The 11,769-nt window shown below is 64.2% G+C and carries 11 protein-coding genes and 1 riboswitch; of the genes, 8 read left to right on the top strand and 3 right to left on the bottom strand.

The window, feature by feature from the left end; translation table 11 throughout:
• Nucleotides 1-64: 64 nt before the first annotated feature.
• Complete coding sequence (gene nrdH / locus PE067_RS09775; RefSeq protein ID WP_276189195.1) at nt 65-286, bottom strand: glutaredoxin-like protein NrdH; 222 nt, start codon at nt 284-286, stop codon at nt 65-67.
• A 114-nt stretch (nt 287-400) separates the two neighbouring features.
• Nucleotides 401-594: riboswitch (cobalamin riboswitch) on the bottom strand.
• A gap of 109 nt (nt 595-703) precedes the next feature.
• A complete protein-coding gene (bhcR, locus tag PE067_RS09770) occupies nt 704-1,543 on the bottom strand; it encodes an HTH-type transcriptional regulator BhcR (RefSeq protein ID WP_276189194.1) in 840 nt (279 codons plus the stop codon).
• Between the two features lie 171 nt (nt 1,544-1,714).
• Between bhcR and bhcA the strand changes: the two genes are divergently transcribed.
• From bhcA to uraH, 7 genes are read left to right on the top strand one after another with little or no spacing between them, the layout of a single operon-like run.
• The gene (gene bhcA, locus PE067_RS09765) at nt 1,715-2,905 is read left to right on the top strand and encodes an L-aspartate--glyoxylate aminotransferase BhcA (protein WP_276189193.1); all 1,191 of its coding nucleotides are present in this window, start codon (nt 1,715-1,717) and stop codon (nt 2,903-2,905) included.
• Between the two features lie 2 nt (nt 2,906-2,907).
• Complete coding sequence (gene bhcB / locus PE067_RS09760; RefSeq protein ID WP_276189192.1) at nt 2,908-3,882, top strand: beta-hydroxyaspartate dehydratase BhcB; 975 nt, start codon at nt 2,908-2,910, stop codon at nt 3,880-3,882.
• Between the two features lie 10 nt (nt 3,883-3,892).
• Complete coding sequence (gene bhcC, locus PE067_RS09755) at nt 3,893-5,071, top strand: 3-hydroxy-D-aspartate aldolase BhcC (RefSeq protein ID WP_276189191.1); 1,179 nt, start codon at nt 3,893-3,895, stop codon at nt 5,069-5,071.
• Complete coding sequence (gene bhcD, locus PE067_RS09750) at nt 5,071-6,033, top strand: iminosuccinate reductase BhcD (RefSeq protein WP_276189190.1); 963 nt, start codon at nt 5,071-5,073, stop codon at nt 6,031-6,033. Before bhcC ends, bhcD begins: the two co-directional genes overlap by 1 nt.
• 39 nt (nt 6,034-6,072) lie before the next feature.
• Complete coding sequence (locus PE067_RS09745; protein ID WP_276189189.1) at nt 6,073-7,554, top strand: nucleobase:cation symporter-2 family protein; 1,482 nt, start codon at nt 6,073-6,075, stop codon at nt 7,552-7,554.
• Complete coding sequence (locus tag PE067_RS09740; RefSeq protein WP_276189188.1) at nt 7,554-8,900, top strand: 8-oxoguanine deaminase; 1,347 nt, start codon at nt 7,554-7,556, stop codon at nt 8,898-8,900. Before PE067_RS09745 ends, PE067_RS09740 begins: the two co-directional genes overlap by 1 nt.
• 33 nt (nt 8,901-8,933) lie before the next feature.
• Nucleotides 8,934-9,287, top strand: a complete 354-nt coding sequence (gene uraH, locus PE067_RS09735; RefSeq protein ID WP_276189187.1) for a hydroxyisourate hydrolase — start codon at nt 8,934-8,936, stop codon at nt 9,285-9,287.
• A 20-nt stretch (nt 9,288-9,307) separates the two neighbouring features.
• Here uraH and PE067_RS09730 read toward each other — a convergent pair whose 3' ends face one another.
• A complete protein-coding gene (locus PE067_RS09730; RefSeq protein WP_276189186.1) occupies nt 9,308-10,207 on the bottom strand; it encodes a LysR family transcriptional regulator in 900 nt (299 codons plus the stop codon).
• Between the two features lie 115 nt (nt 10,208-10,322).
• Between PE067_RS09730 and xdhA the strand changes: the two genes are divergently transcribed.
• Complete coding sequence (gene xdhA / locus PE067_RS09725; RefSeq protein WP_276189185.1) at nt 10,323-11,768, top strand: xanthine dehydrogenase small subunit; 1,446 nt, start codon at nt 10,323-10,325, stop codon at nt 11,766-11,768.
• Nucleotide 11,769 lies beyond the last annotated feature (1 nt).

Here is an 11,769-nt window from a genome sequence, read left to right as displayed (position 1 = left end):
CGCGCCGAATATTCCTGCGCCGGTGATGGCCCGCCCCCGTGAACCGGGTCCGGGCCGCATGACATCAGGACAAGCTGCCGATCAGATCGGGACGGAATCCGGCCCAATGCGCCTCGCCCGCGATGACGACGGGGGCCTGACGATAACCAAGCTGGGTGACCAGTTCCATCGCCGAGTCGTCCTGGGTCAGGTCGATGAGTTCGTAATTCAGGCCACGCGCCTCAAGTGCGCGGGTCGTGGCGGTGCATTGAACGCAGGCGGGTTTGGAATAGACGGTGATGGTCATGGCTCGGCCTCGGTCCCCTTGGTTTTATGTCGTCCGTCGGGAACGGGGCGCGCAGGAAACGGCGGCCAAGCGGGGCCACCTGAAACAGACACGCACCCGGACCCTCCGTCCGTGTGGTTTTCAAGCAGCCTTGGCAGGTTTCCTGACTTGTGGCTCAGGCACCCCGGTCAACCTTCCCGGCGCCGAAACGCCAGTGGCAGAAAAGACAAGGGCTCACCACTTACAGTTGCGGGGGCAGTGAGGGCATTTCACCCTGCTTCCCATTTTTCCACTTATGAGTCGGCGGCACCAAAGCTACGACATATAGATGCCACATCTTAAAATTCTGTCAATATGTGGTGTGTCCGAATTCTTCGGATAAGCCTGTGGATAAGCCTGTGGTCACTTTTCTGCCCAGCATCCGGGCAACCCCCGCCCCTATCCCGAGGCGACCTGACCAAGCGACAACTCTCCCGCCGCGCGAGCAACCTCTGCCCCGATCAGGGCCAGCCGCTCATCCGTCATGCGATGCGACGGCCCCGAAACCGACAGCCCCGCCACCGCGTCGCCCATATGGTCAAAGACGGCGGCGGCGATGCAGCGCATGCCCGGCGCGCGTTCCTCGTCATCGACGGAATAGCCGCGCTGCCGCGTCAGGGCCAGATCCTGCTGCAGATCGGCCGGGTCGGTCAGGGTGCGCGGGGTGAAACGCTGCAACGCGACCTCGCGCAGGAAACGCGTCAGCGCATCGGGCTTGGCATGGGCCAGCAGCGCCTTGCCGATCCCCGACGAATGCATGGGCGACCGCGTGCCGGGGGGAAAGAAGGCGCAGATCGTCTCATGCGTCTCGACCTGCCCGATGAACAGCACCGCGTCGCCATTGGCGATGCCCAGGTTGGCGGTTTCGCCGGTCACCTCCATCAGGCGGCGCAGCAGCGGCCGGGAGCGGTCGATCAGCCCCGACCGCCGCATGAAGGCCGAGCCGTGACGAAAGGCCGTCGGCCCGATATACCAGCTTTGCGTCACCGGATCGCTTTCGATCACCCCCCGCGCCGCCAGCGCCATCAGCAGCCGATGCACGGTCGAGGGCGCCATCTGCATCTCGGTGCCGATTGCGCTGAGCGTCAGCCCCTGCGACCGCGCCAGCAGGTCCATGATGTCAAAGGCGCGATCCAGCGCCTTGACGCCCCCGCGATCATCCAGCGCCCGGTTCGTCGCCACGCCGGAACCGCGCGGACGGCCCCTTTTCCGGGGAATCACCTCATTTTTAGATTTCATTAATACAGCACCACCAAATCATTGAAAATCTGCATGACCCATCCGGAAAATGTCATCACTCTGATATACATACGGAATTTAGTATTTTTCCGCAATGAGGAAATATTTTTCAGAAAAATTGCCCGTTGCCCGGACCAGGTCTAACCTGTCACTCAAGCAGGAGGATATGCCATGCACAGTCAGAACCCGATCTTCATTCCCGGTCCCACCAACATGCCCGAAGACCTGCGGCGCGCGGTCGATATTCCGACGATCGACCACCGCAGCCCGGAATTCGGCAAGATCCTTCATCCCGCGCTGGATGGGGTGAAACAGGTGCTGAAATCGCGCGATGCGCAGATTTTCCTGTTCCCCTCGACGGGAACGGGCGGATGGGAAACCGCCATCACCAACACGCTGTCGCCCGGCGACAAGGTGCTGGCCGCGCGCAACGGCATGTTCAGCCATCGCTGGATCGACATGTGCCAGCGCCACAACCTGGACGTCACCATCATCGAAACCCCCTGGGGCGAAGGCATCCCCGCCGCCCGCATGGAAGAAATCCTGACGGCCGACAAGGGTCATGAAATCCGCGTGGTTCTGGCCACGCATAACGAAACCGCGACCGGCGTGAAATCCGACATCGCCGCCGTCCGCCGCGCGCTGGACGCCGCAGGCCACCCGGCGTTGCTGTTTGTCGATGGGGTCAGCTCGATCGGGTCGATGGATTTCCGCATGGACGAATGGGGCGTCGATATCGCCGTGACCGGCAGCCAGAAGGGCTTCATGCTGCCGCCGGGTCTGGCCATCGTCGGCTTTTCGCCGAAAGCCATGGCGGCGATTGAATCGGCCCGCCTGCCCCGCACCTTCTTTGACATCCGCGACATGGCCACGGGCTATGCGCGCAACGGCTATCCCTATACCCCGCCGGTCGGGCTGATCAACGGGCTGTATCACAGCACGCAGCGCCTGCTGGCCGAAGGCATCGAGAATGTCTTTGCCCGCCATCACCGCATCGCCTCGGGCGTGCGTGCGGCGGTCGATGCCTGGGGGATGCAGCTTTGCGCCCTGCGCCCGGAACTTTATTCCGACAGCGTCAGCGCGATCCGCGTGCCCGAAGGTTTCGACGCCAATCAATTCGTGTCCATCGCGCTGGAAAAATACGGCATCGCTTTCGGCACCGGCCTGGGCGAGGTCGCGGGCAAGGTCTGGCGCATCGGCCATCTGGGCAGCCTGACCGACGCCATGGCGCTGTCGGGCCTGTCGGTCGCGGAAATGGTCATGGCCGATATGGGCATGGCGGTCAAACCGGGCTCGGGCGTCGCCGCCGCGCAGGAGGTCTACCGCCAAAGCGCCGCCACCCTGGCGCAGAAAGCCGCCTGAGGATGAAGGACGCCATGTATATCCCTTCCTATCAGGACATGCTGGATGCGCATGACCGCATCCGGGCGCATATTCGCCGGACGCCGATCCGGACCTCGGATTATCTGGATCAGCTGACGGGCGCGCGGCTGTTTTTCAAATGCGAGAACTTTCAGGAGCCGGGGGCGTTCAAGGTCCGGGGCGCGAGCAATGCCGTCTTTGGGCTGTCGGACGAACAGGCGGCGCGGGGGGTGGCGACGCATTCCAGCGGCAATCATGCGTCCTGCCTCAGCTATGCGGCGATGTTGCGGGGGATTCCGTGCCATGTCGTGATGCCGCGCACCGCGCCTCAGGCGAAAAAGGACACGGTGCGGCGCTATGGCGGGGTGATCACGGAATGCGAACCCTCGACCAGCAGCCGCGAGGAAACATTCGCCCGCGTTCAGGCCGAAACCGGGGGCGATTTCGTCCATCCCTATAACGACCCGCGGGTGATCGCCGGTCAGGGGACCTGCGCGCGCGAACTGGTCGAGCAGGTCGCCGAACTGGATGGCGGCGCGCTGGACGCGGTCGTGGCGCCCATCGGCGGCGGCGGGATGATTTCCGGCACCTGCCTGACCCTGTCGACGCTGGCGCCGAACACCCGCGTCATCGCCGCCGAACCCGAACAGGCGGACGATGCCTATCGCAGCTTCCAGGCCGGTCGCATCATCGCCGACGATGCGCCGAAAACCATCGCCGACGGGCTGCTGGTGCCGCTCAAGGACCTGACCTGGCATTTCGTCAGGAACCATGTGTCCGAGATCTACACCGCATCCGACCCCGAAATCGTCGATGCGATGAAACTGATCTGGAAACACCTGCGCATCGTCATGGAGCCGTCCAGCGCGGTGCCCTCGGCGACGATCCTGAAAAACCCTGAAGCCTTCGCCGGCCAGCGTGTCGGCATCATCATCACCGGCGGCAATGTCAATCTTGACCGCCTGCCCTGGATCTGAGGATACCCACATGAACGCGAAAGCAGATTTTGCCCAGACCGACCTGTCCGCCTATGAGGTCGGCTTTGACATCCCCGCGCTGCCCGGCATGGACGAGGCCGATATCCAGACGCCCTGCCTGATCCTTGATCTGGACGCGCTGGAACGCAACATCAGGAAAATGGGCGATTACGCCAAGGCCCACGGCATGCGCCACCGCAGCCATGGCAAGATGCACAAATCCGTCGATGTCCAGAAACTGCAGCAATCGCTTGGCGGCGCCGTCGGCGTGTGCTGCCAGAAGGTGTCCGAGGCCGAAGTGTTCGCCCGGGGCGGGATCACCGACATTCTGGTCAGCAATCAGGTCCGCGACGCGGCCAAGATCGACCGCCTGGCGCGGATGCCGAAACTGGGCGCGACCGTGACGGTCTGTGTCGATGACGTTGCCAATGTGGCGGATCTGTCGGCAGCTGCGCAAAAACACGGCACCGAACTGGGCGTCTTTGTCGAAATCGACTGTGGCGCCGGTCGCTGCGGCGTCAAGACCACCCCCGAGGTGCTGGAAATCGCCCGCGCGGTGGCTGCGGCCCCCGGCCTGACCTTCAAGGGCATCCAGGCCTATCAGGGCGCGATGCAGCATATGGACAGCTTTGACGACCGCAAAGCGAAACTCGACGCCGCCATCGCGCAGGTCAAAGACGCCGTTGACGCGCTGGAGGCAGAGGGCCTGAAACCCGAATTCGTGTCCGGCGGCGGCACCGGATCCTATTACTTTGAAAGCAACTCGGGCGTTTACAACGAATTGCAATGCGGCTCCTATGCTTTCATGGATGCCGATTATGGCCGCATCCACGATCAGGAGGGTAAGCGCATCGACGCCGGCGAATGGGAAAATGCCCTGTTCATCCTGACCAGCGTGATGAGCCACGCCAAGCCGACGCTGGCCGTGGTCGATGCCGGACTCAAGGCGCAATCGGTCGATAGCGGGTTGCCCTTCATCTACGGTCGCGACGATGTGAAATACATCAAATGCAGCGATGAGCATGGCGTCGTGCAGGACGATGCCGGCGTGCTGCAGGTGAATGACAAGCTGCGGCTGGTGCCCGGCCATTGCGATCCGACCTGCAACGTCCATGACTGGTATGTCGGTGTCCGGAACGGCAAGGTCGAATGCGTCTGGCCGGTCTCGGCACGCGGAAAGGCCTATTGATGCTGGTCGTTGCAGAGAAAGACATCGCCAGCCTGATGACGCCCGAGGCGGCATTCGAAGCGATTGAATCGGTGTTCGCGGCAATGTCCGCGGGCAAGGCGCGCAACTTTCCGGTCGTGCGCGAGGCGATCGGGCACGAGGATGCGCTTTATGGCTTCAAGGGCGGCTTTGATGCCGCCGGCTTGACCCTTGGGTTGAAGGCCGGGGGATATTGGCCGAACAACGGCAAACACGATCTGATCAACCACCAGTCGACGGTCTTTCTTTTCGACCCCGATACGGGCCGGGTCGCGGCGGCGGTGGGCGGCAACCTGCTGACCGCGCTGCGCACGGCGGCGGCATCGGCGGTGTCGATCAAATATCTGGCCCCGAAAGGGGCCAGGGTGCTGGGCATGATCGGGGCGGGCCATCAGTCGGCCTTCCAGATGCGCGCTGCGGCCCGCGTCCACGCCTTTGAAAAGGTTATCGGCTGGAACCCCCATCCCGAGATGCTGACCCGCCTGGCCGAGACTGCGGCCGAGCTGGGCCTGCCCTTCGAGGCGGTGGAACTGGACCGTTTGGGCTCTGATGCCGATGTGATCATCTCGATCACCTCGTCCTTCGGGCCGCTGCTGATGAACGATCACGTCAAGGGCCCGACCCATATCGCGGCCATGGGCACGGATACCAAGGGCAAACAGGAACTCGACCCCGCGCTGGTCGCCCGCGCCCGCGTCTATACCGACGAGATCGCCCAATCGACCACCATCGGCGAGGCCCAGCACGCCATCGCCGCAGGGTTGATCCGCGCCGAAGACATCCACGAACTCGGCGCCGCCGTCAACGGAACGGACCCCGGACGCGGCACCACCGAAGTCACCATTTTCGACGGAACAGGCGTCGGACTGCAAGACCTCGCCGTCGCAAAGGCCGTGGTCGAAATCGCTAAAAACAAAGGGCTGGCACAACAGGTCGATATCTGAACGCCAAGCTCGAGTCCTGACAAGGGAGGATAAGGACCGATGCAAGAGACTGTCGCCAGCCGGGGGTTCGACCCGGTCGAGGAGATGCTGCCAGCCCCGCGCCTCGTGGCCCTGGGCTTCCAGCATGTGCTGGTGATGTATGCGGGCGCGATTGCCGTGCCCCTGATCGTCGGGCGGGCGCTGCAGCTTGCGCCGCAGGATGTCGCCTTTCTGATTTCCGCCGATCTTTTCGTCTGCGGGATCGTCACCATCATCCAGTCATTCGGCCTGACCCAGTATTTCGGGATCAAGCTGCCGGTGATGATGGGCGTAACCTTTGCCGCCGTCGGGCCGATGGTCGCCATTGCCTCGTCCAATCCGGGCAACGAAGGCGCGCGGATGATGTTCGGCGCGATCATGGCTGCGGGTCTGCTGTCGATCTTTATCGCGCCGGTGATCGGGCGGTTGCTGCGGTTTTTCCCAAGCGTCGTGACCGGCACCGTCATTCTGGTCATCGGCGTCAGCCTGCTGCCCGTCGGCATCAACTGGCTGTTCGGCCTGCCCGTCGGCCCAACCGCGCCGAAACTGGTCGATCCCGCCGCCACCGCATGGCTGGAAACCGCGCGGGCTGCGGGTTCCGTGCCTGACAGCGTCGTGTTGCAGGCGACCGTGCCGAACCCGGAATATGCCTCGCTGGCGCGTATCCTGATCGGTGTCGTCGTGCTGGGCTCGATCCTGCTGATCGCGAAATTCGGCCGTGGCTTTGTCGCCAATATCGCCGTTCTGCTGGGCATCGTCATCGGCGGCATTCTGGCCGCGATGATGGGGATGATGAATTTCCACGGCGTCGGCGAGGCGAAATGGTTCGCGATGATCACGCCCCTGCATTTCGGCATGCCGATTTTCGACCCGATCATGATCCTGACCATGCTGGTCGTGATGTTCGTGACGATGATCGAATCGACCGGCATGTTCCTCGCCCTGTCCGATATCTGCGGCCGCAAGATGACGCCCAAGGCGCTGACCGCGGGCCTGCGCGTCGATGGTCTGGGCACGGCGATCGGCGGTTTCTTCAACACCTTTCCCTATACGTCCTTCAGCCAGAACGTCGGGCTGGTCGGCGTGACCGGCGTGCGTTCGCGCTTTGTCTGCGTCGCGGCGGGGGGGATTCTGGTGGTGCTGGGCCTGACGCCCAAGATGGGCACCCTGGTCGAGGCGCTGCCGACGACCGTTCTGGGCGGCGCCGGTCTGGTCATGTTCGGCATGGTCGCCGCAACCGGCATCCGCATCCTTGCCAATGTCGATTTCAAGGGCAACAAGCACAACCTGTTCATCGTCGCCGTATCCCTTGGGTTGGGCATGATTCCGATGATCGCCCCTGACTTCAACCAGTGGCTGCCGCATTCGCTGCATACGCTGATCCACTCGGGCATCCTGCTGGCCGCGATTGCCGCCGTGCTGCTGAACTGGTTCTTCAACGGCGCCCCGCAGATCAGCGAAGAAGACGCCGCCGAAGCCGCCAAAGCCGCCGAGGCCCACTGATGACCGGACGTCTGCTGATACGAAACGCGGATTGCGTCGTCACCATGGACGGCCAGCGGCGCGAGATCGCAGGTGGCGACATTCTGACCGACGGCGGGGTGATCTCTGCCGTCGGTACGGGCCTTGTCGCCGAGGGCGCCGATATCGTCGATGCGCGCGGCTGCGTGGTGACGCCGGGCCTGATCAACACCCATCACCACCTTTACCAGACGCTGACCCGCGCCGTTCCTGCCGCGCAGGATGCGGCGCTGTTTGGCTGGCTGCGCACGCTTTATCCGATCTGGGGCCGGATGACGCCGGGCGATATCCGGCTGTCGACGCAACTGGGTCTGGCGGAACTGGCGCTGTCGGGCTGCACCTGTTCGTCGGATCACCTGTATCTGTTCCCGAACGGTGCGCGGCTGGATGACAGCATCGAGGCGGCATCCGACATCGGCATCCGTTTCCACGCCACGCGCGGCGCCATGTCCATCGGCGAAAGCAAGGGCGGCCTGCCCCCCGATGCGCTGGTCGAGGATGAAGCCGCGATCCTGCGCGACAGCGCGCGCCTGGTCGATGCCTTCCACGACCCGAACCCCGGCGCGATGGTGCAGGTCGGTCTGGCGCCCTGTTCGCCCTTTTCCGTCAGCCGCGAACTGATGCGCGATGCCGCCATCCTTGCCCGCGACAAGGGCGTGCGCCTGCACACCCATCTGGCCGAGAACGACGAAGATATCGCCTATTCGCTGGAAAATTTCGGCATGCTGCCCGGCGATTACGCCGAAAGCCTGGGCTGGACCGGGGATGATGTCTGGCATGCCCATTGCGTGAAACTGTCACCGGGTGAAATCGACCTCTTTGCCCGCACCGGCACGGGCGTCGCGCATTGCCCCTGTTCCAACGCGCGGCTGGCATCCGGCATCGCGCCGGTCCGGGCGATGCGGGATGCGGGCGTGCCGGTCGGTCTGGGCGTCGATGGTTCGGCCAGCAATGATTGCAGCCATCTGGGGCTGGAGGCGCGGCAGGCCATGCTGGTCGCCCGGCTGCGCGACGGGCCGTCCGCGCTTGGTGCCCGCGAGGCGCTGGAGATCGCGACCCTTGGCGGTGCCCGCGTGCTGGGCCGCAGCGATCTGGGGTCGCTGGAACCCGGCAAGCGCGCCGATCTGGTGCTGTGGGATGTCAGCGAATTGCCGGGCGGCGGGTCATGGGATCCGGTGGCGACACTGATTTTCTGCGCGCCGGTCCGTCCCCGCGCCGTCTATGTCGAAGGCCGCGCGGTGGTCGACGACTTCCACCTGCAAACCGCCGATCCCGCCGACCTTGCGCGTCAGGCGCAGGTCGCCGTCGCGCGGCTGGCCAATGGCTGATATCTTGAAATCACATCAGAAACAGGAAAACCAATGTCGGGCTATCTGACCACCCATGTTCTTGACACCGCGACCGGACGCCCGGCGCAGGGCCTGCGGATCGAACTGTTCCGTCTGGACGGCGACAGCCGCAACCTGCTGGCCGAAACCGATACCAATGCCGATGGCCGCACCGATGCCCATATCCTGCCCGCCGAAAAATTCGCCCCCGGCGAATATGAGCTGGTCTTTCACGTCGGCGACTGGCTGGACGCGCAAGGCACGCCGGGCGAAAGCCCGCGTTTCCTGAACGTCGTGCCGCTGCGGTTCGGCATGGCGCAGGCCGATCACTACCATGTGCCGCTGTTGATTTCGCCCTATGGCTATTCGACCTATCGCGGCAGCTGAGCGCCGCCGCGCGGGCGCCCTTACGCGTTAAAGGCGCCGCGCATTTCCCGCGCGGCAAAATCCGCGAACAGCCGCAATTTCGGGTCCTGCAACCGCCGGTGCGGCGTCAGCATCCCGAATTGCGCGGGCAAGGGCGGGGTGTCAGCCAGCACCTCGACCAGCCGGCCTGAATCGACATGTTCGGCGATTTCGTAACGGGGCCGGTTCGCGATCCCCTGCCCCGACAAGGCCCATTCCGTCAGCACATCGCCGTCATCGGCATCGAAACGCCCGTGCACCATCAACTTGCGCGGGCCTTCGGGCGTTTGCAGCATCCAGAAGAATTCCGGGCTGCGCGGATAACGCAGCAACAGGCAGTTGTGCCGCGCCAGATCCATCGGGTCCTGCGGCGCGCCGTGGCGTTCGACATATTCGGGCGAGGCGACCAGCATCCGCCGACATTCCGCGATGCGCCGCCATTTCAGGGCGGAATCGCTGGGTTCGCCCAGAAAGAACGCCAGATCAATGCCATCGGCGACGATATCGACATTGCGGTCCGACAGCCGCAGGCGCACCTCGACACCCGGATATTCGTCGCAGGATCGCGGCACCAGCGGCGCGATGATCCGCCGCCCCAGACCAAGCGGCGCGGTCACGCAGATCGTGCCATGGGGCGTTCCGGAAAAGCCCGACACCACGGCCTCGGCCTCGTCCAGGGTTTCGATGACGCGGCGCGCGCTGTCATAAAATGCCCGGCCGATTTCCGTGGGCACCAGCTTGCGCGTCGTGCGGTTCAGCAGGCGCACGCCAAAGCGCGACTCCAGGTCCTTGATCCGATTGGAGGCAACCGCTGGCGACAGTCGCAGATCCCGCCCGCCCGAGGTGATCGAACCCAGCTCGACCACCCGGACAAAGACCCGCAGACTTTCAAGATATGACATTGGATCCCCCCAGACTTTCAACGCTTCGTGAAAAGTCTTATGCTCATTCGGGAATTCCGCAAAAGAAAAATCACGCTAAGCTTCATCCTACCCAGCCCGAGGACGCGAGGACGGAATGGCATCCGAACTGAAATTTCTGCTGAACGACACTGAAATCCGCCTGACCGAGGTCGGCGCCTCGGACACGCTGCTGGATTTCATCCGCCTGAATCGCCGGATGCATGGCACCAAGGAAGGCTGCGCCGAAGGCGACTGCGGCGCCTGCACCGTTCTGGTCGGCCGCCTGCATGACGGCGCGCTGCGCTATGAACCGATCAACGCCTGCATCCGCTTTCTGGCGACCTGCCACGGCTGCCATGTCGTCACCGTCGAACATCTGCGCGGCACGAATGGCGGGCTGCACCCGGTCCAGCAGGCGATGATCGAACAGCACGGCAGCCAATGCGGTTTCTGCACGCCGGGCTTTGTCATGTCGCTTTATGGGCTGTGGATGCAGAACGCGCGCCCTTCGGTGGTCGAAATCGAAACCGCGCTGCAGGGCAACCTGTGCCGCTGCACGGGCTATGAGCCGATCGTCAAGGCGGCGCTGGCCGCGGCCGAGGCGGGCGGTCAGGCAATGGATGCGCTGGCCCGCGAACGCGACAGCGTGACGGCCTTTCTGACCGCGATCCCGCGCGAGCGTGTCGAAACCGCGCGCGGCGACGAACGCGCGATCCTGCCCGCCGATGCCGCCGATCTGGCGGCTGTGCTGGCCGAAAACCCGAAAGCCACGATCATCGCGGGCGCGACCGACGTCGGGCTGTGGGTGACCAAGATGATGCGCAAGATCTCGCCCGCCGTGTTCATCGGCCATCTGGCGGATCTGAAAGGGATCACCCGCGACGCCGACGGGTATACCATCGGCGCGGGCGTCACCTATTCGGAATTCGAACCCCATATTGCCGCCGATTTCCCGCAGGTGCTGGATTATTGGCAGCGCATCGCGGGTTGGCAGGTCAGGAATGCGGGCACCATCGGCGGCAATGTCGCCAATGGCTCGCCCATCGGGGAAACGCCGCCCCTGCTGATCGCGCTTGGCGGCACGGTGACGTTGCGCAGCACGGCGGGGCGCCGCGATGTCGCCTTGCAGGATTATTTCATCGAATATGGCAAGCAGGACCGGAACCCCGGCGAATTCGTCGAATCGATCCGCATCCCGCTGCCGCAAACCGATCTGATCGCGGCCTATAAGGTCAGCAAACGCGCCCATTCCGACATCACCGCCACCGCAGCGGCATTCCGCATCCGCGTCGATGGCGGCGTGATCCGGGATGCGCGGCTGGCCTATGGCGGCATGGCGGGGACGCCCAAGCGCGCCTCGGGCGCCGAGGCCGCGCTGATCGGCCAGCCCTTCACCCGTGCCACGTTCGAGGCCGCAGCCATCGCCGCCGAAAGCGACTTTCAACCCCTGTCCGACTGGCGGGCCAGCGCCGATTATCGCCGCAGGCTGGCCGGAAACCTGATCCGCCGCTTCTGGCTGGAACAGGCCGGCGGCACCCATCGCCTCGATCGCGCCGTATAAG

Origin of the sequence: Paracoccus sp. DMF-8 (genome assembly GCF_029309835.1) — a bacterium.
Lineage (GTDB): Bacteria > Pseudomonadota > Alphaproteobacteria > Rhodobacterales > Rhodobacteraceae > Paracoccus.
This window is presented reverse-complemented; position numbering and strand designations above follow the sequence as displayed.

Coding starts and splice junctions, on each gene's coding strand:
- nrdH (WP_276189195.1), bottom strand. CDS start 286: ATGACCATCACCGTCTATTCCAAACCCGCCTGCGTTCAATGCACCGCC.
- bhcR (WP_276189194.1), bottom strand. CDS start 1,543: ATGAAATCTAAAAATGAGGTGATTCCCCGGAAAAGGGGCCGTCCGCGC.
- bhcA (WP_276189193.1), top strand. CDS start 1,715: ATGCACAGTCAGAACCCGATCTTCATTCCCGGTCCCACCAACATGCCC.
- bhcB (WP_276189192.1), top strand. CDS start 2,908: ATGAAGGACGCCATGTATATCCCTTCCTATCAGGACATGCTGGATGCG.
- bhcC (WP_276189191.1), top strand. CDS start 3,893: ATGAACGCGAAAGCAGATTTTGCCCAGACCGACCTGTCCGCCTATGAG.
- bhcD (WP_276189190.1), top strand. CDS start 5,071: ATGCTGGTCGTTGCAGAGAAAGACATCGCCAGCCTGATGACGCCCGAG.
- PE067_RS09745 (WP_276189189.1), top strand. CDS start 6,073: ATGCAAGAGACTGTCGCCAGCCGGGGGTTCGACCCGGTCGAGGAGATG.
- PE067_RS09740 (WP_276189188.1), top strand. CDS start 7,554: ATGACCGGACGTCTGCTGATACGAAACGCGGATTGCGTCGTCACCATG.
- uraH (WP_276189187.1), top strand. CDS start 8,934: ATGTCGGGCTATCTGACCACCCATGTTCTTGACACCGCGACCGGACGC.
- PE067_RS09730 (WP_276189186.1), bottom strand. CDS start 10,207: ATGTCATATCTTGAAAGTCTGCGGGTCTTTGTCCGGGTGGTCGAGCTG.
- xdhA (WP_276189185.1), top strand. CDS start 10,323: ATGGCATCCGAACTGAAATTTCTGCTGAACGACACTGAAATCCGCCTG.